Below are 22,595 nucleotides of genomic sequence, written 5' to 3'. Positions count from 1 at the left end.
TCCAAAACGTTTTTTCTCTAATTCTGTATAAACTACCTAACGTTCCGAAAAACACAATTCTCCATGTATACCCTTCATTACAAATTAAATAGACACAAATACCTTTAAAAGAACAATAGAAAAAAGTTAGTTAGTAGAGCTATTTATTTACATTTAAAAACCTTATTTTTATAAAAAAGAAGAAGCTATGTTAATAAAAGTCTATGGATCGGCCGTTTTTGGTATCGAAGCAACCACAATTACCATTGAAGTAAACATTGATAAAGGTATCGGGTATCATTTAGTTGGACTGCCCGATAAAGCAGTTAGTGAAAGTTCCTATCGTATTTCTGCTGCTCTTTCTAACAATGGATTTAAGCTTCCTGGTAAAAAAATCATTATCAATATGGCTCCTGCTGATATTCGAAAAGAAGGTGCGGCATATGATCTTCCTTTGGCGATTGGTATTTTAACTGCTTCTGGTCAAATCAAATCTAAAAACATTGAACAGTACATTATTATGGGTGAACTTTCTTTAGATGGAAGTTTACAACCTGTAAAAGGAGCGCTTCCAATTGCCCTTAAAGCAAAAGAAGAGGGCTTTAAACATTTTATTCTTCCAGAAAAAAATGCGAAAGAAGCTGCAATCGTAAATGATATTGAAGTATTAGGAGTAAACAACATGACTGAAGTCATAAATCATTTTAACGAAAAAGAACAAATTACCCCCACTGTAATTGATACTCAAGCAGAATTCTATAAAAACATTGACTTTCCAGAGTTTGATTTTTCTGATGTAAAAGGACAAGAAAGTATTAAACGATGTATGGAAATTGCCGCTGCTGGTGGACATAATATTATCCTTATTGGACCTCCCGGTGCTGGGAAAACAATGTTAGCGAAAAGACTCCCATCCATTTTACCTCCAATGACATTACAAGAAGCTTTAGAAACAACTAAAATTCATTCTGTAGTGGGAAAGGTTCAAAACACCGGACTTATTTATCAGCGTCCTTTTCGTAGTCCGCACCACTCTTGTTCAGATGTCGCCTTAGTTGGAGGAGGTCAGTACCCACAACCAGGAGAAATATCATTGGCACATAACGGAGTATTGTTTTTAGATGAACTTCCGGAGTTTAAACGTTCTGTACTAGAAGTAATGAGACAACCATTAGAAGATAGGGAAGTAACAATTTCTAGAGCAAGATTTACCATTACTTATCCAAGTAGTTTTATGCTTGTTGCTAGTATGAATCCTAGTCCATCAGGTTATTTTAATGATACCAATGCTCCCATAACCTCATCTCCTACAGAAATGTTACGATATCTGAGTAAAATTTCAGGGCCTTTACTTGACAGAATTGATATACATATAGAAGTAACTCCGGTGCCTTTTGAAAAACTCTCAGAAGAAAGAAAAGGAGAAACTAGTGTTTCCATTCGAAAAAGAGTTACAAAAGCAAGAGTAATTCAATCAGAGCGTTTTAAAGACTTTCCAATGACACACTATAATGCTCAAATGAATGTTAAGCAGCTCAATGAATTTTGCAAACTATCAACAGAAAGTAAACTCCTTTTAAAAAATGCCATGGAAAAGTTAAATCTATCTGCTAGAGCATATGATAGAATTTTAAAAGTATCTCGTACCATTGCAGATTTAGCAAATGAAAAAGATATTTGCGCTTCTCATATATCTGAAGCCATACAATACAGAAGCCTAGATAGAGAAGGATGGCTAGGGTAAAAAATTCATTTTCAGAAAATTAACACTCATTTGTAAAATTAACCTACTACAATACCATCAATATTTATTAACTTAGGCGACTAATTAGAACTAATCATTTAATAATTAACGATGAAAAAATTAATGTATGCAGCAATAGTATCCCTTGCTATTGTTTCTTGTAAAAAAGAAAGCAACGACTTTGTAACGCTTTCTGGTACTATTACGAATAAAAATTCCGACTCTTTGGTAGTTTCTAACCCACAACTTGGTTTCCAAAAAGTTATTAAAGTAGATGAAAACGGTTCTTTTAAAGACACTATGAAAGTTGCCGATGGTTATTATAGAGCCTTTGATGGAAAAGAATTTGCAACTTTATATTTAAAAAATGGTGCTGATATTAATATTACACTAGATACCAAAGAATTTGATGAAACCATTAAGTTTACTGGAGCAGGAGCTGATGAGAGTAATTATCTTGCAAAATCTGCATTGCTTCGTGATGCTTTCTTTAAAGAAAATGAAAACTTATTAGACCTTCCTCAAGAAGAGTTTGATACAAAATTGAACGGGTATGTTAGTGATCTGAATACACAATTAAATGCTACAACATTAGACAGTACTTTTGTAGCTGGACAAAAAGCTGATTTTGGTAGAATGCAAGAATACTTTAAGAAAATGCACGGTCAAAAAATGTTGATCAAAACAAAACTTGCAAAAGGAACTCCATCTCCACTTTTTGAAAACTATGAGAATTATAAAGGAGGTACCACTTCATTAGCAGATTTAAAAGGTAAATATGTTTATATCGACTTATGGGCTACTTGGTGTAACCCTTGTAAAAGAGAGATTCCGTTTTTACAAAAGGTAGAAAAGCAATTTCACGGTAAAGACATTGAGTTTGTAAGTATTTCTATTGATGAAAAGAAAAACCATGAAGCTTGGAAAAAAATGGTTGCTGACAAGGAATTAACAGGTGTTCAATTATTTGCTGATAATGATTGGAAGTCTCAATTTGTACAAGAGTATATGGTATCTGGAATTCCACGTTTTATCTTATTAGATAAAGAAGGAAACATTATTAGTCCTGATGCGCCAAGACCTTCAAATCCTGAATTAGTTGAAGTGTTAAATACTTTAAATTTATAATATCAGAATTTATTATATAAAAAAACCGCAACGATGTTGCGGTTTTTTTATGTATATATACAACACTACGAGCCTCTCATTGTATTAATTTTTTATACTTGTTTAGATTGATTAAAAATAACTTATATTTGCCACATGAATTTTTTAGTAAAAGAAACTTCTTATAAAATATCTTCTGGTCGTAGAAATTGCTATCAATTAGATTTAGGTTATAAAGTAATTGATTTTACTTTTTGCCAATTATTAACCTTTCGTAAAAAAGTTCTTCATTATTCTTCGTACGAATCTTTGGAAGCTATTATCGAAGAAGATAACTTTATACTTCTTTGGGCAGCGGATAACAAACATCTTTTGTATTTAGATATTCCTCAAATCTTAGAGCTTAGAACTGCGGTTCTTGCTGCTTTTAGATAATAATTACCTTTTACTAAGACTGCTTTTAAATTACCTTTCTAGCCTTTTCTAGAGGCTTTTATTCTGTATCTTTATAGTAACCTAAAAAACTAAAAAGAACATGGAAACAGCAATAAGGAGAGACATGATTTTGGATGTAGAAGTGGTGGATTTATTAAACCATCAAATAATGATGGAACAAAAAGCTTCTTCTAAATATTTGGCTATGGCTTCATGGTGCGATCAAAGAGAACTTAGAAATAGTGCTACTTATTTTTATAATCAAGCAGAAGAGGAAAGAACGCATATGATGAAAATATTCAAGTTTGTAAATGATAACGGTGGAAGTGCACTTTCTCCAACGGTTACAGAAGTAGTTCATGAATATGAAAGTTTACGTGCTGTATTTGAAGCTTCTTTAGATGCAGAAATAGAAGTTACGAAAGCTATTCATAATGTATTTAAAACCGCAAGAAAAGTAGGTGATTTTACTTCTGAAATTTTCTTACAGTGGTTTGTAACAGAACAAGCGGAAGAAGAGGAAAAAGTAAGAGATATTTTAGACATGATTGACCTAATGGATGACATGCCATTAAAAATGGTTGATGAGCGTATTCCTACGGAATAAATCTTTCTTAACAGTATATAAAAAAACCGCAAGTAAGTTGCGGTTTTTTTTGTGATTTAGATAATTTATAAATCCTACTTAGAATCTTATATTTGTTATTCTAAAAATAAGCTATGAAAAGAAAAATATTCTACTTTGTATTTTTATTCAGTTTTTCTCTTATCGCGCAAAACAATGATTGTTGGACGCTAATTCACAATAATATTGATATTTATAATGGTCAGTATAATAATAATGAATTTCCTGGTTACCATGATCCCGAAACGACCGATTTAGAAGAGGTAAATGGAGGTTTCTTAACAACTGGTCAATACAATAAGCAAACCTTCGCTTCAAATGACAACAATATTTATAATAATTTAAAAAATAAAGATGGAAGTTATTTAACAAAGCATGATTATAATGGAAATCTTAAATGGATTGTATATACCGAAAAAAGCATCACTTCATATAGAGATGTTATGTTTGGATCTGTAGAAGACAAAGACGGAAATATATATGTAATTGGACATTCCGTTAAGGGTACTTTTTTTGATTCTAAAGGATCACAAACAATCTTTAATCACACCAATAACTTTTCATCTGGCTTTATTGTTAAACTTAATATGGATGGAGAGCTTTTATGGCATATTACCATTGATAATATTTTTAGTAAAAAAATAAATATAGACCAAAATGGAGATATTTTATTGAGCGGTGACGTTTCTATATATAACAATTTTAAATTTAATTTTTATTTAAACGGACATATTACTGACAATTTATCAAACTTCGAGCAAATGGGAAATGACAGTAATTATGTTAATCGTTTTGTATTAAAATTAAACTCGGAAGGAAAATTATTATGGTATACTGCTATTAAAACCTCTGGACCTAATAGTGAATTCTTAATCGATATTGGAAGTGATAAAAACAATAATATATACGTAACTGGTTATTGTAGTTCTCAAGCAGAAATATATTCGGCTGGGAAGACTAATAATCCAAATACTATTAATTGGACAGGTCCCGACACGAAAACATTTTTAATAAAGTTTAATAAAGATGGAGATTTTTTATGGAGAGTAAAGAGCTTGTTAAATGATTCTAAAATAAATGGTGTGATAGCTTGGTCTACGACTACAGACGATGAAGGAAACTCTTATATATCTGGGTCAAATGACAGATGGAGAAAAGATGTTAATCATATCTTTGAAAATACCGATGGAACTATTACCAAAGAAAACGTTGGGACTTTTTTTATAGCAAAAGTAAATAACAAAGGTATTTGCGAATGGATTAAAGGCGCTGCACATTCCTATACTGGAACTGGATATAAAACAATAATATCTGAAAATGAAGTAATAACAATAGGTTCTGTAGCTGCTTTTGATAATAAAATCGAAGAAGTAGAATTTTTAAGTACAGATGGAAACCATATAAAGGGAGCTTTTCATTCAAGTGACTACTTTTTAGCAGTTTACGACTTTAACGGAAACATAAAACGCATAATAAGTAACGGAATTAATAAAGACTCACTTTTTTGGGGTAGAATAAGTGGTTTTTTTAAAAGTTCTGTTAACAACTACTACTATCTAAGCAGAAATTTACACTTTAACTCGTATGTTTCTCAAGAATATAAAAACTTCGGACATATTATTAGAACAAGCGATGGAAATGAATGGGAAGGAACAATAACAAAATTTAATGAGAATTGCGGTTTAATAATCGGCAACACTATCAATCAACAAATCCCTATACTATCAATTTGCGACAACACTTCGTTTGGCACCAAAACTGATGGTATTATTAAAATTGATCTTACCCAAAACGAAAATAAAATTTTAATTAATGAACCCTTGTCTGATTATCAAATATCATACTACAAAAATGTAGACTTAACAAATATCATTTCTAATCCAGAAAGTTATATAAACTCAACTCGAAAAGAAACCATTTATATAAAGGCAGAACATTTATCCGACCCTTCAAAGTCTGGTGAAACTTCTTTTATTATTGAAGTAAATGAATTACCAAACATTAACACTTCGGTTTCTTTAAAACAATGTGATAACTTAGATATCAATGGATTTAGTAACATCAATTTAAATGAAGTAAAAGAAAAAATAATTTCAACCCCAGAAAATTACACAATTACTTTTTTTGAAGAAAAAACATTCGCACTAAATAATACTAATCCAATACCTAACCCTACTACATATGCAAATCGAACAGTGAGTAATGATACTGTATGGGCAAGAGTAGAAAACAGTAATGGGTGTTTTGAGGTAGCAGAGGTAAAACTAATTATTTCAACAACACAAATACCAAACTCTTTTTCTAAAACATTTTATAAATGTGATAATGGTTCTAATACATCAGATGGAATAGCTTCATTTGATTTTAGTTCTGTTACTCAAGAAGTAAAAGATTTATTCCCAGCTAATCAGCAACTCCTTATTAAATACTACAAAAGTGAAGCAGATGCTTTAGCTGAACAAAATGTAATTACAAATATTAGCAATTACGAAAATACCGATTCTCCTAATAGTCAAGATATTTATATTCGAGTAGATAGTAAATTAAATAACGACTGTTTAGGATTAGGACATCATATTACGCTAAAGGTGGAAAAACTTCCTATTGCAAATTCTGTAATAGTAAACCCTCAATGTGACAATGATAGCGATGGAATATATGATTTTGACACGTCCTATATTCAGAATACAATTATTGGTAATCAGACAAATGTTCTTGTTAAATATTTTGATGAAAAAAACAATGAACTTCCTAGTCCATTACCTAACCCATTTGCTACACCTACTCAATCTATTACAGCAAAGGTAATTAATACAATATCACAAGACCCTAACGGAAAGTGCTATGATGAAACAATTATAAACTTTAAAGTAAACTCAACCCCAGTAGCCAATTCTATTCTGGTACAAGAGCAATGTGATACTGATTTTGATAATATTGCTTCTTTTGATACAAGTAAGATTCAAAGTGTTTTATTAGGAAATCAAACTGGTATGTTGGTAAAGTATTTTGATGAAAATAACGATGCTCTACCAAGTCCTTTACCCAATCCATTTGTAACTAACTCACAATCTATAAGAGCGAGAGTAGAAAACCCGAAATATAGTATCTGTTATGATGAAACAACCATAGAATTTATTGTAAAGGAAAAACCTTCTTTTGAATTAGATACTAAAGCACTTATTTGTATTACTAGTAACTCTTTATTAGAGCTCAGGGCTAAAAATCCTAATGGAAACTATAAATATGAATGGAAAGATTCTAGTGGTAAAGTAATAAGTAATTCAATAAACACTAACGTATCTAAAGGAGGCATTTACTCCGTTAAAGCAATTTCTAATGCAGGATGTGAATCTGACATCAAAAGTATTAATGTCATAGAATCTTCTATATCCTCCATTTCAATCAATAGTTTAGAGATAATTGATGATTCTGAAAACAATAGCATCACTATAAATACTCAAAATATTGGATTAGGAAATTATGAATTTAGCCTACTAGATTCTAATTCTAATATTATTCGTGATTATCAAATTTCTCCTAATTTCGACAATTTAGATGGAGGTATTTATACTATTTTAATTAAAGACATTAATGGTTGTGGTATTCAGTCTTTCGAAACTTCTATAATAACTTATCCTAAGTTTTTCACTCCTAATGAGGATGGTATAAAAGATACATGGCATATCTTAGGATTAGAGCAAAGTTTTTACAAATCAGGAATAGTCAAAATCTATAATCGTTTTGGAAAAATGTTAAAAGTATTATCGTTAAATGATCCAGGATGGAATGGCCACTATAATGGACGACAATTGCCTTCTGACAACTATTGGTTCTATGCCGAACTCATAGCTCCAAATGGAAATATTATAAGAAAAAAAGGATATTTCAGTCTTTTAAGAAAATAAAAAATCCAGCAACTAAGTTGCTGGATTCTTGATTCTTGATTCTTGATTCTCAAATCTCAAACCTTTATACTAGTATCTGTAATGTTCTGGCTTATATGGTCCTTCTACAGTTACTCCAATATAAGAAGCTTGCTCCTCACGTAATTCTGTTAATTCAACACCAATCTTAGCTAAGTGTAATTTTGCTACTTTCTCATCTAAGTGTTTTGGTAACATATACACCTCATTCTTATATGCATCAGCATTGTTCCATAACTCGATCTGCGCTAATGTTTGGTTTGTAAATGAGTTAGACATTACAAAACTTGGGTGACCTGTAGCACATCCTAAGTTTACTAAACGTCCTTCTGCTAAAATGATAATATCATTTCCGTTTACATTGTACTTATCAACTTGAGGCTTAATCGTATCTTTAGTATCACCAAAGTTTTCATTTAACCAAGCCATGTCAATTTCATTATCAAAGTGACCAATGTTACAAACAATAGCTTTGTCTTTCATTGCTTCGAAATGACGTCCTTGAACGATATCTTTATTTCCTGTAGTTGTAATGATAATATCAGAGTTCCCTACAACCGTTTCTAATCTCTTTACTTCAAAACCGTCCATTGCAGCTTGTAACGCACAAATTGGATCAATTTCAGTAACCGTAACGATAGAACCAGCTCCTTTAAAAGAAGCAGCTGTACCTTTTCCTACATCACCATAACCACAAACAGTTACACGCTTTCCAGCTAACATAACGTCCGTTGCACGACGAATAGCATCTACTGCAGATTCTTTACATCCGTATTTGTTATCAAACTTAGATTTTGTAACAGAATCATTTACATTAATTGCAGGCATTGGTAAAGTTCCATTCTTTACTCTTTCGTATAAACGGTGTACTCCTGTAGTAGTTTCTTCAGATAATCCGTTGATTCCTTCAGCTAACTCAGGGTACTTATCTAATACCATATTTGTTAAATCTCCACCATCATCTAAAATCATATTTAATGGCTTCTTATCTTCTCCAAAGAATAAAGTTTGCTCGATACACCAGTCAAACTCTTCTTCAGTCATATCTTTCCAAGCATATACTGGCGTACCAGCAGCAGCAATTGCAGCAGCAGCTTGATCTTGTGTAGAGAAAATATTACAAGAACTCCAAGTAACCTCAGCTCCTAAAGCTTGTAAAGTTTCAATTAAAACCGCAGTTTGAATCGTCATGTGTAAACATCCTGCAATTCTAGCTCCTTTTAAAGGTTGCTCATCTTTATACTCTTCACGTAAACTCATTAATCCAGGCATTTCTGCCTCAGCTAATTCAATTTCTTTTCTTCCCCAATCAGCTAAAGAAATATCTTTAACTTTGTAAGGAACATAAGTAGCGGTTTTTGTGCTCATATTTTTGTATATTTATATATCTAAATTTTTGAGTCGCAAAATTACGAAATAACTTTCTAAAATATGCCTATTCACAAAACATTAACGGTAAACGATAATTCTAAAGTATTGATTTGGAAGATTGAAGAATCTTTTGAAGATCTTGCCAAGGGAATTGAGCTTACTCCAAATAGTGCTAATCGATTGAATAATATGAAGTCAGATTTGCATCGAAGAGGCTTTTTAAGTGTACGACATTTATTAAATGAAGTAGGTTATAACGATGCTGATTTAGTGTATGATGAATTTGGAAAACCTCATTTAAAAGACGGAAACTACATTTCCATCACTCATTCCTTCACTTTTTCTGGAATCATTGTCTCAAAGGAAAAACCTGTAGGGATTGATATTGAAAAACAGCGTGATAAAATTGTAAAAATTGCGCATAAATTTACACCTATTGAAGAGTATAAATCGATTGCTAACCACGATGCCTTGGTAAGCAAACTAACTATTGTTTGGGGAGCCAAAGAGAGTTTGTATAAAATCTATGGAAAGAAAAAATTATTGTTCTTAGAAAACATTTATATCGAAGATTTCTCTTTCGACACCAATCAAACTACGGGTAAAATATTATACGAAGGACAAACTTCAGAGTATGATATTCATTTCTTAGAAACAGAAGGATTTACCTGTGTATATGCTAGTTAGCTTTGGTATGAGTTTTGATTAAAAAAACATCAAAACAATTACTATGAAAATTCAACACTACCTTTTTACGCTTATTGTAGCTACCTTATTCCTTTTTTCTTGTCAAAAAGAAAATCGAGCACTGTTTATCCCAACTAACCATCTAGCTGAATTTTCAAATGAGGAATCTCAATTTGTTGATTTAGATATGATAGAGTATAAAAAAATTATAGGAAAGCATGGTACTGTCATTTTTTACGATAGAGATTTATTTGAATTAAAAGAAACCGAAAAGGTGCAGTTAGAGCTAATAGAATTGTATGATTATAATGAAATCTTGTATCGTAACATCCAAACCTTAACTACAGATAATAAACTATTAGAAACCTCTGGTGTTTTAAAAATTGTATTTACTTCAAATGGAAAAGAATTAAAACTTAAAAAAGGAGAAAAGTTAATTATATACCCTCCAAAAGGAAAACTAAGAGATAATGACATTTTCTTGTCAGAAAACGATTCTTTAGGTAATATTAAATGGGAGCTAACAGATCAAAATTATGTTTACGTCCAACAGGACCTAGGAGGAGGAATAACAAAATCAACAACCATCCATAGAGATTCTTTAGATGATTTCAGAAAAAAACAACAAGAATATTGGAGAAATCAGGAGCTTGAAATTGAATATCAAAATAAGTTGAATAGAAACTACTTTATTTTAACTAAGAATAATTACCAATGGATTAATATTGATAAACTTGCTTTAATTAAAGATAAAATCAATGTAAATTTCAAATGTAACAACAATAAAATCGGTGGATTTAATATCTATCTCGTTTATGAAAAATTAGATGCGTTTATAGTATATCAAAGAAATGCTTTGCATTTAAACTTTGAAAAGTTACCTATTTGTGGTAAAACCCATTTAATTTTCATTGGTGGAAATGATGACACAAAAGTAGTATACTATGATAAAATAGAACTAAATCAATCCTTAAGTAATACAGAACTCAATTTAGACTTAAAGAAAATATCAAAAGAAAAACTCAAAAACTTATTTAAGAAATAGCCTTTATATTTGCTCTCTAATTATTTTACAATGAGAATATCTGTTGAGTTAACATTAACTCCACTTCAAAACGAATTTGAAGCTCCTATTATTGATTTTATAAAAAAGTTAAGAGCTTCTGGTTTAACCATTCTTGAAAATCCGTTAAGCACACAAGTATATGGGGATTATGATAAAGTAATGCAGCTAATTACTTCCGAATTAAAAAATTCATTTGAATTGATAGATAACGGAATCTTATTAATGAAAATTGTAAAATCTGATCGTAGCGATTATGAGCCAAATTTTTGATTTTCTTTTCGGACAATACGCCACTTACACTCCTTTAGATATTTGGCTTGAAATCATTGCGGTTATCTTTGGATTTTTATCTGTTTGGTATTCAAAACAAAATAAAATCTGGGTCTTTCCAACTGGAATGATTAGTACTTCTATTTTTGTTTACCTGCTTTTAAAATGGCAACTTTTGGGTGACATGATGATTAATGGGTATTACTTTATCATGAGTGTATATGGTTGGTATATCTGGACTCGTAAAGTTGATGCAACACATGTAACTCCTATTTCTAGGACCACCCCTCAAGAAAAAAGAACAAGTGTATTTATCTTTTTAGGTACTTTACTATTTGTTTATGGTGTATATACATTTTTTGACAAATGGAACAACTGGACTGCCTATATTGATACCCTTACTACCGCTATTTTCTTTGTTGGAATGTGGTTGATGGCAAGAAGGAAAATTGAAAACTGGATTTATTGGATTATTGGTGACCTTATTTCTATTCCTTTGTATCTTTATAAAGGATTTACATTTACAAGTTTTCAATACTTGATATTTACAGTTATAGCAATCTACGGTTATTTAGCATGGAAAAAACACTTAGACAGCAACCTATCAACTTAGTAAAAGTGGTACTTTTTGGACCAGAAAGCACGGGTAAAACCACACTTTCTCGTCAGTTAGCTCGTCACTATAATACCGTTTGGGCTCCTGAGTTTGCAAGAGATTATTTACAAGAAAAATGGAATAACGAACGTACCATTTGCGAAGAAAAGGACATACTTCCTATTGCTAAAGGACAGATGCAACTTGAAAACGATTTGGCTAAGAAAGCAGATAAAGTGCTTATTTGTGATACCGACTTGTTAGAAACCAAAGTATATTCTGAAGAATATTATGGTGGATTTGTAGATCCATTACTAGACGAAGCAGCCGTAGAAAATAGTTATGATATTTATTTCTTAACCTATATAGATACTCCTTGGGAAGAAGACGATTTACGAGACAGACCCGAACAACGATTAGAAATGTTTAATGCCTTTGAAAAGGCACTCAAAAAATACAATCGCCCATATGTATTATTAAAAGGCGATAAACAAACACGTTTAAAAAAAGCGATATCTATCATAGACGATTTATTGTCTAAAAAGGAGAATCTGTATTTTTTTTCAGATACACTTACCGATGTAGATATGCACTTCTTACATCAAACAAACGATACTCCTAATTACGATGTATAAGTCGTTTAACTATATTTGTTTATCATCAAGTACATGTTGAGAATAATACTTCTTAGTAGTGATGTCATGTCGAGTAGTTTTTGTGATTAAAAGGAATAATAATTGTATCGAGACAGTTAACATAAGTTCTCGATACAATTTACGGTTCGTTTTGTTTTAAGACAAAATGAACAAGACAAAAAACTACGTCATTGCGAGTGAAACGAAGCAATCTGTTTGTCGAAAAAAAGATAGCCACGTCGTTTACACTCCTCTCTATGACGAACCGAAAAACAATGTCATTCCAAACGATAGTGAGATAACCCTTTCTTCTTTAATTCTATCTCTACAAAAGCAGATTTACCTATATTTGAAATACATCAAAAAACCATGAACCAAGAACAAATTTATAATGAATTAGAATTTAAAGCCGTTAGAAGTTCTGGTGCGGGTGGACAGCATGTAAACAAGGTTGCTACGAAAGTAGAACTCAGTTTTTCGATACCAAATTCTTTAGGGCTCTCAGACACAGAAAAAGAACGACTTCTTAAAAACTTGGCCAATCGTCTTTCTAAAGAGCATATACTAACGCTCACCTCACAAGAAAGTCGCTCACAACATAGAAACAAAGAATTGGTTACCAAACGTTTTTTTGAACTCTTAAAAAAAGCCCTTATAAAACCAAAATCTAGGAGAGCAACCAAACCAACCAAAGCTTCTGTTAAAAGACGTATAGAAGCCAAAAAACAACAGTCAGAAAAAAAAGAAAACCGAAAAAAGTTTCGGTTTTAAAATATTTATTGAATAAATGGTGTTTTAGTCTTAATCGTAAATTCGAATGATTTCTCCATTCCCTTTTCCCTTTACACTTCTTAGATATCCATTTATTACTTTTCTCATAGGTATCGGATTATGTCCAGGAAAATAGTCCTTGTACTTTTCGTATGCATCCTCCACCATTCCAGAAGAAACAACGTTTATTCTAATTCCGTTTTCCATTTCAAGAGCCGCTGCTTGAACAAAGCTATGTATTCCTCCGTTTACCATTGCTGCACTTGTTGTTTTTATTACTGGATCATCTGCTAAAATCCCAGTGGTTAATGTTATAGAACCATTTGAGTTTAAATAATCTTTCCCTATACGAACTAGATTTACTTGCCCCATAAGTTTACTTTTCAATCCAATATAAAAGTCTTCTTCGGTAAGCTTATTAAAATCATCCCATTTTGCTTCTCCTGCAATACAAATTATGGAATCTAACTTACCTACTTTTTCAAACATAGATTGAATAGATTTACTATCTGCTATATTTACAATAACATCTCCACTTGAACGACCTGCGACTAACACTTCATTGTCGTTTTTAAAGCTTGAAACAACTGTTTTCCCAATTGTTCCATTTCCTCCTATGACTAAAACTCTCATTTTTATTCTACTTTATTTTTCTTTTCTCTTCTTTTTTCTTTGCCTTGATTCAAAAAATAAAAAAGGTTAAAGACATTAAACCTTTAACCTTTTTACTTAAATCTTTCTTACAACGGAATATTCCCGTGTTTTCTATTTGGTCGTGTTACTTGTTTATCTTCCAACATAGCAAATGCTTTAATCAACTTTCTACGGGTATCTTGTGGTAAAATTACCTCATCTACAAATCCACGTTCTGCTGCTCTATACGGATTCGCAAATTTATCTGCATACTCAGCTTCTTTCTCTGCTAGCTTTGCTTCATGATCCTCTGCTTCGGCAATTTCCTTTTTAAAGATAATTTCACTTGCTCCTTTCGCTCCCATTACGGCAATTTCTGCACTTGGCCAAGCAAAGTTCATATCGGCACCAATATGTTTTGAGTTCATTACATCATAGGCACCTCCATAGGCTTTACGAGTAATTACACTCACTCTTGGCACAGTTGCCTCACTTAACGCATATAATAATTTAGCTCCGTTTGTAATAATTGCATTCCATTCTTGATCGGTTCCTGGTAAGAATCCAGGTACATCTACCAATACCAATAACGGAATATTAAAACAATCGCAAAAACGCGTAAAACGTGCTGCCTTTTTAGAACTGTTTACATCCAAACACCCTGCTAAACTCATTGGTTGATTAGCTACAATTCCCACACTTCTTCCTGCCAAACGTGCAAAACCAACAACGATATTATCGGCATAGTCTTTATGAATTTCAAAAAAGGATTCTCTATCTGCAATTCCATCAATTACTGCACGAATATCATAAGGTTTATTGGCATTATCAGGAACAATAGTTGCCAGCTCCTCACGGATTTCATCACCTAATTCAAAAGGTATTTTAGCCGTAGTTTCTTGATTGTTCTGTGGCATATAGCTCAACAATGTTTTAATATCTTCTAAACATTGTACATCATTCGCTGCCGTTAAGTGTGTTACTCCTGATTTGGTTGCGTGTGTACTTGCACCTCCTAGTTCTTCAGAGGTAACTTCTTCATTAGTTACAGTTTTTACCACATTCGGTCCTGTAACAAACATATAACTAGTATTTTCTACCATAACGGTAAAATCGGTCATGGCTGGTGAATACACGGCTCCTCCGGCACAAGGCCCCATAATTGCAGAAATTTGCGGAATCACTCCTGAGGCTTGTACATTTCTGTAAAAAATATCGGCATATCCTCCTAACGATCGTACGCCTTCTTGTATACGTGCTCCTCCCGAATCATTCAATCCAATTAATGGCGCTCCTATTTTTACTGCCAAATCCATAATCTTACAAATCTTTTCGGCATGTGTTTCAGATAATGAACCCCCAAACACGGTAAAGTCTTGTGCAAATACGTATACTAAACGTCCGTTTACTGTTCCGTATCCTGTAACCACTCCATCTCCATAAAACTTTTGTTTGTCCATTCCAAAATCGGTGGTTCTATGGGTTACTAAGATTCCTACTTCTTCAAAAGAACCTTCATCTAGGAAATAATCTATTCGTTCACGTGCTGTTAATTTTCCTTTGCTATGATGACGATCAATACGTTTTTGTCCGCCTCCTAATTTAGCTTCTGATATTTTATCTTGTAATGCTTCTATTTTAGATTTCATCTGTATTCTTTTTTGGGCGTTCCCTTCGGTCGGGCTTTATGCTATATCTTTTTTGTGAGTCATTTCGAAGCAAATAACTATTTGCTGCGGCAATCTTTCAATTTAAACGGATTACTTCGTTTCACTCGTAATGACGATGCTACCAACACAAAAAAGGATGTCGCTGCAATCCCTAACGCACTTCATTAATAGTAATTAGCAAGTCTTTAAAACTTGTTGCTCCTTTAAATACTGCTGTAAAGCAACTTGTGCTGCAATCTTTGCTTCTTTTTTATATTCTGCTTCTAACAATTCAGGCGTATAATATTTCTTTACAAAATGCGTATCAAAATTTCCTGAAGTAAAAGCTTCGTGCTCACAAACAAACTTTCCAAAAGGTAAAGTAGTTGCAATTCCTTTTACTTTATAATTACTAATGGCTTGTTTCATTAACTCAATAGCCTCTTCACGAGTTTTTCCGTAGGTAATCAATTTAGAAATCATCGGATCGTAATAAATCGGAATCTCCATTCCTTCTTCGAAACCATCATCTACACGAATATTTGCCCCAGTTGGATGCTGATAGGTTTCTAACACACCAATACTCGGCGCAAAATTATCTAATGGATCTTCTGCATATACACGTAGTTCTAAAGCATGTCCGTTAATTTGTAAATCTTCTTGACTAAATGATAAGGCTTCTCCTCTTGCTATTTTTATCTGCTGTTCTACTAAGTCTACTCCGGTAATCATTTCGGTAACCGGATGCTCTACTTGTAAACGTGTATTCATTTCTAAGAAGTAAAAGTTCTTATTTTCATCTAATAAAAACTCAACAGTTCCAGCACCTAAATAATCACAAGCTTGTGCAACTCTTACGGCCGCTGCTCCCATAGCTTCTCTAATTTCTGGAGTTAATACACTTGATGGTGCTTCTTCTACTACTTTTTGATGACGACGTTGTACAGAACATTCACGTTCAAATAAATGCACCACATTACCATGGCTATCTGCCAATACTTGAATTTCTATATGACGTGGAGAGCCCACATATTTTTCAATAAATACAGAACCATCTCCAAAAGCAGATTCCGCCTCTGAAATTGCACGTTGCATTTGTTCTTGTATTTCTTCCTCTTTTTCTACAACACGCATTCCTTTTCCTCCACCTCCTGCTGAGGCTTTGATTAGAATCGGATACCCTATTTCATTCGCTACTTTAGTTGCATAGGCAACATCTGTAACAGCTTTATCAATTCCTGGTACCATCGGTATGTCATAGGCTTTTACTGCATCTTTAGCTGCCAATTTACTTCCCATTACTTCAATGGCATGAGATTTTGGCCCAATAAATACAATTCCTGCTTTAGCAACAGCTTCTCCAAAAGCTGCATTTTCACTTAAAAAACCATATCCAGGGTGAATCCCATCTACATTTAGTTCTTTTGCTACTTCTATAATCTTATCTCCTAATAAATAGGATTGATTAGAAGGTGCAGGTCCAATACATACTGCTTCATCTGCAAAACTTACATGCGGTGAGTTTCTATCTGCTTCAGAAAAAACAGCTACGGTAGTAATCCCCATTTTTTTTGCTGTACGCATAACACGCAAAGCAATTTCTCCTCTATTTGCTACTAATATCTTTTTCATACTATTCCATTTCTATTAAAACCGTGTTCTTTTCTACTTTGTCCCCTGCTTGTATCGCTACCGATTTTACAATTCCATCTCTTGGTGCTAATAAGGTATTTTCCATTTTCATAGCTTCTAATACCAATACTCCATCTCCTTCTTTTATTTCTTGGCCTACTTCCACAGCAACAGAAACAATTAATCCCGGCATTGGTGCCTTCATATCGTTTTCTTTCTTTTCTGCAGCTACTTCCAATCCTAATTCGTCAATTAACATATCTAATTCATTAGAAATTTGCACTTCGTACGTATTCCCATTGATTTGAACAGTATATGTCTTTTGATTGAAATTTGATTTTAGTATGGTTGCCTGATACGATTGGTTTTCCTCAAGTATATGGAACTCGTTTTTTGATTTTGTTACGATGTCTAACGCTTCAATTTGCGCTTCTGTAAAATCAAAACCATGCGTTTTATTAACGCTTGTTTTAAAAGTTTTACTCATAAATGTCTGATTATTTCCCTACTAAAATATTAAAATTACAACGGACTGAATGGGTTAATCTTGTAAATTGATTCAAATGACTTACTTATGAGGTAACAACTTCATACTCTTTTGGATGATTCCCTTTAAAAACAAACTTTTTATCATTCTTATTTCATAATTCATATGTACCTTTGCGCCGTTCTCGTAAAGGGGTGCCTTTTTGAGTTATTAGTGTTTAGTTGATAGTTATATAGTTAACTTAAAAATTCAACATTAAAAACTTATAATTAAAATCAGGCTGAGATCATACCCAATGAACCTGGGCAAATAATGTTGCCAAGGGAAACTAAATGTCATTACATGGTAATGGGGGAAATTACTATAGTAATCTAGTTTTAATGAAATACAGTATTTCATTTTAAAACTTCTTGTGATGACAAATAATTATTCAAACAAAACATAGAATAATTACCTCTTTTTATTCAAGTATATATTTTTATAAAAAATGAGACTAATGTCTTTTATTAATCAAGTGAAGATAGTAGCTTTTTTAATGGTAGTGTTTACTAGCTTAACAGTAAATGCACAAACATTTACAGTATCAGGAAAGGTAGTAGATAATAAGAATACTCCTCTTGCTGGTGCAACAGTTTTAATCACTAAGTTAAACAAAGGAACCTCCACTGATTTTGATGGTAAGTATAAGCTAAATCTTGAAAAAGGAAGCTATACTCTTGAAGTTTCATATGTAGGTCATCGTACAGTTTCTAAAGAGTTAGAAGTAACAGAGAATACAACTATAAACTTTACATTAAATTCAGATGAAAATGTTTTAGATGAAGTATTAGTATCGGCAGTTCGTGTAAAGGCAGATGCACCAGTTACACACTCTAACTTAACCAAAAAAGAAATCGCCAAGCGTAATTTAGGGCAAGACATTCCTATTTTAATGAATTACTTACCCAATGTTATTTCATCATCAGATGCAGGTGCTGGTATTGGATATACCTATTTAAGAGTTCGTGGTTCGGATGCTTCTAGAGTAAATGTTACCGTAAACGGAATTCCTTATAACGATGCTGAAAGTCAAGGTACTTTTTGGGTAAATATGGGTGACTTTGCTTCTTCTACACAAAGTTTACAGTTACAACGTGGAGTAGGAACTTCTACGAATGGTTCTGGAGCTTTTGGAGCAAGTTTAAATATTTTAACAGATGCTGTTTCAGAAGAAGCAGGAGGAGAGATTTCAAACTCTTTTGGTTCTTTTGGTACCAGAAAACATACTGTAAAGTTTACTACAGGTAAACTAAACGATCATTTTGAATTTGCTGGACGTTTGTCTAATATTTATTCTGATGGTTATGTAGACAGAGCTTTTACAGATTTAAAATCGTACTTCTTACAAGGTAGTTATACGGACGAAAACACCTTAATTAAGGCCTTAGTTTTTGGAGGTAAAGAGCAAACATATCAAGCTTGGTTTGGTTTAACGGCAGATCAGTTAAAAGAAAACCGTCGTCAAAATCCTTATACCTATGATAACGAAACAGACAACTATCAACAAGATCATTACCAATTACACTGGAATGAAACCTTAGATGAAAATTGGTCTACTAACATTGGTTTAAACTATACTCGTGGAAAAGGTTATTTCGAGCAATTTAAAGGAGGAGAAGATGCTGCTGATTATGCCGGATTAATCAATGACGGAAGTGATGTAATTGTAAGAAGATGGTTAGACAACCATTTCTATGTAGGAAACTTAAACATAACTTATAAGAACGACAAATTTGAAATCATTACGGGAGGTTCTTATAGTGAATATGACAATGATCATTACGGAGAAATAATTTGGGGAAGCGATTTAGCTCCAAACACAAATATTAGAGATCGCTATTACGAAAGTGTATCGAGTAAGGTTGATTTTAGCATTTTCTCTAAAGCAACATTCAATGTTACTGATCAATTAAAAGCTTTTGTTGATTTACAAGGTAGGTTTGTAACTTATAAAACTCTTGGTCTTACAGACGATTTAGATGTAATTTCTGTAAACGAAGTATACAATTTCTTTAATCCGAAACTTGGATTCACGTATAAGATTAACGATGAGCATAGTTTATATGCATCCTATGCAAGAGCTAATAGAGAGCCTAACAGAAATGATTTTGAAGGAGGAAACTCTAAGCATGAAAGTTTAGATGACTATGAATTAGGATGGCGTTTACAAAACAATACCGTGAAGTTAAACACCAATGTTTACTATATGAACTATAAAAACCAGTTAGTATTAACGGGTGCTATTGATTCTAATTCTGGAGAACCTTTAAGAGCTTCAAGTGGTAAGAGTTATCGACTAGGTATTGAAATTGATGCTGACATTAAATTAGATGAAACTTTACATATCAAACCAAATGTAGCTTTTAGTAAAAATGTAAATAGCGATTTTTATGCTCCGATTAATGGAGTTTTAAGAAACTTAGGAGAAACACCTATTACTTTTTCTCCTGATATCGTATTTGGAAACGCATTGGTATATATGCCAACAAAGAACTTACAATTAGCTTTCTTATCTAAATATGTTGGAAAGCAGTTTATGAGTAACCTTAACAGTGAAGTATCTAACCAAGACGTTTTAGAAGGATTCTTTACAAGTGATTTTAATTTCACCTACGAGGTACAGTTCAATAAAGTAATAAAGTCTATTGTATTTACTGGTTTAGTAAACAACATCTTTGATAAAGAATATGTAGACAGAGGGTATTACTATACTTTTGATTACACTGATAATGGTAACACTATTACTGGTGACGGTGCAGGATTCTATCCGCAAGCTACCAGAAACTTTTTAATTGGGGCTACAATAAAGTTCTAATATTTAGGGGGATTGCTAGAGAAAGTAAAACCGAGCCAAATGGCTCGGTTTTCTTTTTTAATTTTCTTTGTTTACTCTTCCTACGGCACAACTTACAAAAGACTTTGCTTTGTGTACTATCGTATTAGTATCTCCTACTTCGGGATATCCTAGTTTTGAAAGTTTTTCTTTTACCTCTGTTAATAAGCTTTCTTCAGAAGAAAAAGACACTATCGACTTTTCTACATCTACATCCACCTCTTCTACTCCAGATATATTCGATACTCCTTTTTTAATAGTAGCGGCACATCCACCACACTTCAAATTCTCTATATATACTTCTCTTTTCACCTTACTTATTCTTTAGTTTCCATTCATTATATCCACCTGCAACATTATACACTTCAAATCCGTTTTTTAATAATAGCTCTGAAGCTTTACTACTCCTTCCTCCTGTTCTGCAATACACATATACAGGTTTTTCTTTCGTTAACTTTTCAAGTACTTCTTCTTCGAAGTTTTCCTCAAATAAATTAATTTTTATAGCTCCTTCAATAATTCCTTGTTCCCACTCTTTTGGAGTGCGTACGTCTAATAATTGTGCTTTATTAGTTGATAATACTTCCTGTAAATTATTAACAGAAACTTGTTTTACTTGCTTATCTTGAGAAATGCAGGATAGCATCAATAAAAACAATCCAACAAGAACAATTATTCTTTTCATTACTTAACTTATTATTTTAAAGTAGATGGGCAAACCGCTGCCGTTCTTGCAATATTGGTTTCTTTAATTGCTCTGTATCCTCCTGCAACATCAATTACATTATGAAATCCTCTTGACTTTAAAATAGAAGCGGCAATTACCGAACGGTATCCTCCTGCACAGTGAATATAAAAGTCTTTATCTTTTGGAAACTCACTAATATGATCATTTAAATAATCTAGCGGTGTACTTGGTACATCTACGATATGCTCATTTGCATATTCTCCTGGCTTACGAGAATCAAACACTGGCGCTCCTTCATTGATTGCCTTTTCTAAATCATTTGCTGAAACAGAACGTAAGGTATCCATCTCTTTTCCTGAAACTTTCCAAGTATCGAAACTTCCATCTAAATATCCTAAAACATTGTCAAATCCTACACGTGATAAACGTGTAATGGTTGTTTCTTCGTCTCCTTTTGGTGTTACTAATAAAATAGGCTGTGCTACATCTTTAATCAACGCTCCTACCCATGGGGCAAATGTTCCTCCTAAACCTATAAAAATAGAATTTGGTATAAATCCTTTGATAAACTCCGATTGATGACGTACATCTAAGATAATAGCTCCTGTTTCATTCGCTACTGTTTCAAATTCACGAATAGACAATGCTTTTGCTCCTGATTTGATTACCTCATCAATTGATTGGTATCCTTCTTTGTTTAATTTTACATTTAATGGGAAGTATGCTGGTGGAGGTGTTAATCCATCTGTAACTTCAGCAACAAACTCTTCTTTGGTCATATCTGCTCTTAAAGCATAATTCGTTTTCTTTTGTTCACCAATAGTTCCAACGGTTTCTTTACTTAAGTTTTTACCACACGCAGATCCTGCTCCGTGAGCTGGATATACAACAACCTCAGCTGCTAAAGGCATAATTTTAGTTCGTAAACTATCGTATAGCATTCCGGCTAAATCTTCTTGAGTAACATCACCTTTTTGTGCTAAATCTGGCCTACCTACATCTCCTAAAAACAACGTGTCTCCACTAAAAATTGCATGATTTTTTCCTGAAGCATCTTTTAATAAATAAGTAGTACTTTCCATTGTATGCCCAGGAGTATGCAATGCAACTATGGTCAAATCTCCTAATTTAAATTCTTCATTGTCTTTTGCTATGTGCGCATCGAATGTAGTTTTCGCTGTTGGACCATATACAATCGTTGCTCCAGTTTTTTCTGCCAACGTTACGTGTCCACTTACAAAATCTGCATGAAAATGAGTTTCAAAAATATATTTAATATTCGCATTATCTTTTGCAGCTCTATCTATATATGGCTGTACCTCTCTTAATGGATCTATAATTGCTACTTCTCCATTACTTTCTACATAGTACGCTCCTTGTGCTAAACAACCTGTATAAATTTGCTCTATCTTCATAATATTAA

At 32.7% G+C, this 22,595-nt stretch carries 20 protein-coding genes; 12 read left to right on the top strand and 8 right to left on the bottom strand.

Features of this window, described 5'->3' with window-relative positions:
- Positions 1-187: 187 nt before the first annotated feature.
- The 5 genes from Q0873_RS09665 (at position 188) to Q0873_RS09645 (ending at position 7,798) form a co-directional block, all read left to right on the top strand.
- Positions 188-1,723, top strand: a complete 1,536-nt coding sequence (locus Q0873_RS09665; RefSeq protein WP_299106566.1) for a YifB family Mg chelatase-like AAA ATPase — start codon at positions 188-190, stop codon at positions 1,721-1,723.
- A 111-nt stretch (positions 1,724-1,834) separates the two neighbouring features.
- Entirely contained in the window at positions 1,835-2,851 is a 1,017-nt protein-coding gene (locus tag Q0873_RS09660; RefSeq protein WP_299106564.1) for a TlpA disulfide reductase family protein, read from the top strand.
- A 135-nt stretch (positions 2,852-2,986) separates the two neighbouring features.
- On the top strand, positions 2,987-3,265 hold the full coding sequence (locus tag Q0873_RS09655; protein ID WP_299106561.1) for a hypothetical protein: 279 nt from the start codon (positions 2,987-2,989) through the stop codon (positions 3,263-3,265).
- Between the two features lie 100 nt (positions 3,266-3,365).
- Positions 3,366-3,872, top strand: a complete 507-nt coding sequence (locus Q0873_RS09650; protein ID WP_299106556.1) for a ferritin — start codon at positions 3,366-3,368, stop codon at positions 3,870-3,872.
- Positions 3,873-3,985: 113 nt separating this feature from the next.
- Positions 3,986-7,798: a T9SS type B sorting domain-containing protein gene (locus tag Q0873_RS09645; RefSeq protein ID WP_299106554.1), complete on the top strand. Its 3,813-nt coding sequence runs from the start codon at positions 3,986-3,988 to the stop codon at positions 7,796-7,798.
- 69 nt (positions 7,799-7,867) lie between these two features.
- Here Q0873_RS09645 and ahcY read toward each other — a convergent pair whose 3' ends face one another.
- Entirely contained in the window at positions 7,868-9,184 is a 1,317-nt protein-coding gene (gene ahcY / locus Q0873_RS09640; RefSeq protein ID WP_299106552.1) for an adenosylhomocysteinase, read from the bottom strand.
- Between the two features lie 63 nt (positions 9,185-9,247).
- Here ahcY and Q0873_RS09635 point away from each other — a divergent pair, with 63 nt between their 5' ends.
- The 6 genes from Q0873_RS09635 (at position 9,248) to arfB (ending at position 13,211) form a co-directional block, all read left to right on the top strand.
- The gene (locus Q0873_RS09635; protein ID WP_299106550.1) at positions 9,248-9,874 is read left to right on the top strand and encodes a 4'-phosphopantetheinyl transferase superfamily protein; all 627 of its coding nucleotides are present in this window, start codon (positions 9,248-9,250) and stop codon (positions 9,872-9,874) included.
- A 43-nt stretch (positions 9,875-9,917) separates the two neighbouring features.
- Positions 9,918-10,919: a hypothetical protein gene (locus tag Q0873_RS09630; protein WP_299106548.1), complete on the top strand. Its 1,002-nt coding sequence runs from the start codon at positions 9,918-9,920 to the stop codon at positions 10,917-10,919.
- Between the two features lie 30 nt (positions 10,920-10,949).
- A complete protein-coding gene (locus Q0873_RS09625; RefSeq protein ID WP_299106546.1) occupies positions 10,950-11,210 on the top strand; it encodes a thiamine-binding protein in 261 nt (86 codons plus the stop codon).
- On the top strand, positions 11,194-11,823 hold the full coding sequence (gene pnuC / locus Q0873_RS09620) for a nicotinamide riboside transporter PnuC (RefSeq protein ID WP_299106543.1): 630 nt from the start codon (positions 11,194-11,196) through the stop codon (positions 11,821-11,823). The genes Q0873_RS09625 and pnuC overlap by 17 nt, the downstream gene beginning before the upstream one ends.
- The gene (locus Q0873_RS09615) at positions 11,787-12,440 is read left to right on the top strand and encodes an ATP-binding protein (protein ID WP_299106541.1); all 654 of its coding nucleotides are present in this window, start codon (positions 11,787-11,789) and stop codon (positions 12,438-12,440) included. Before pnuC ends, Q0873_RS09615 begins: the two co-directional genes overlap by 37 nt.
- A 369-nt stretch (positions 12,441-12,809) precedes the next feature.
- A complete protein-coding gene (arfB, locus tag Q0873_RS09610; RefSeq protein WP_299106538.1) occupies positions 12,810-13,211 on the top strand; it encodes an alternative ribosome rescue aminoacyl-tRNA hydrolase ArfB in 402 nt (133 codons plus the stop codon).
- A 30-nt stretch (positions 13,212-13,241) separates the two neighbouring features.
- Here the strand turns inward: arfB and Q0873_RS09605 are convergent, their stop codons facing one another.
- From Q0873_RS09605 to Q0873_RS09590, 4 genes are all read right to left on the bottom strand, one after another.
- Positions 13,242-13,844 (bottom strand): short chain dehydrogenase, encoded by a 603-nt coding sequence (locus Q0873_RS09605; RefSeq protein WP_299106534.1) that lies wholly within the window; start codon positions 13,842-13,844, stop codon positions 13,242-13,244.
- Positions 13,845-13,951: 107 nt separating this feature from the next.
- A complete protein-coding gene (locus tag Q0873_RS09600) occupies positions 13,952-15,493 on the bottom strand; it encodes an acyl-CoA carboxylase subunit beta (protein ID WP_299106531.1) in 1,542 nt (513 codons plus the stop codon).
- Positions 15,494-15,688: 195 nt separating this feature from the next.
- A complete protein-coding gene (gene accC / locus Q0873_RS09595; RefSeq protein WP_299106528.1) occupies positions 15,689-17,125 on the bottom strand; it encodes an acetyl-CoA carboxylase biotin carboxylase subunit in 1,437 nt (478 codons plus the stop codon).
- A gap of 1 nt (position 17,126) precedes the next feature.
- On the bottom strand, positions 17,127-17,612 hold the full coding sequence (locus tag Q0873_RS09590) for a biotin/lipoyl-containing protein (RefSeq protein ID WP_299106525.1): 486 nt from the start codon (positions 17,610-17,612) through the stop codon (positions 17,127-17,129).
- A 496-nt stretch (positions 17,613-18,108) separates the two neighbouring features.
- Here Q0873_RS09590 and Q0873_RS09585 point away from each other — a divergent pair, with 496 nt between their 5' ends.
- On the top strand, positions 18,109-20,466 hold the full coding sequence (locus Q0873_RS09585) for a TonB-dependent receptor (RefSeq protein ID WP_299106523.1): 2,358 nt from the start codon (positions 18,109-18,111) through the stop codon (positions 20,464-20,466).
- 57 nt (positions 20,467-20,523) lie between these two features.
- Here Q0873_RS09585 and Q0873_RS09580 read toward each other — a convergent pair whose 3' ends face one another.
- The 3 genes from Q0873_RS09580 to Q0873_RS09570 are packed head-to-tail and all read right to left on the bottom strand — an operon-like array spanning position 20,524 to position 22,587.
- The gene (locus Q0873_RS09580; protein WP_299106520.1) at positions 20,524-20,796 is read right to left on the bottom strand and encodes a heavy-metal-associated domain-containing protein; all 273 of its coding nucleotides are present in this window, start codon (positions 20,794-20,796) and stop codon (positions 20,524-20,526) included.
- Between the two features lies 1 nt (position 20,797).
- Positions 20,798-21,169: a rhodanese-like domain-containing protein gene (locus tag Q0873_RS09575; protein WP_299106518.1), complete on the bottom strand. Its 372-nt coding sequence runs from the start codon at positions 21,167-21,169 to the stop codon at positions 20,798-20,800.
- A gap of 11 nt (positions 21,170-21,180) precedes the next feature.
- Entirely contained in the window at positions 21,181-22,587 is a 1,407-nt protein-coding gene (locus tag Q0873_RS09570; protein WP_299106516.1) for an MBL fold metallo-hydrolase, read from the bottom strand.
- Positions 22,588-22,595: the final 8 nt, after the last annotated feature.

It is taken from the genome of uncultured Tenacibaculum sp., assembly GCF_947498805.1.
In the GTDB taxonomy this organism is placed as follows: domain Bacteria; phylum Bacteroidota; class Bacteroidia; order Flavobacteriales; family Flavobacteriaceae; genus Polaribacter.
This window is presented reverse-complemented; position numbering and strand designations above follow the sequence as displayed.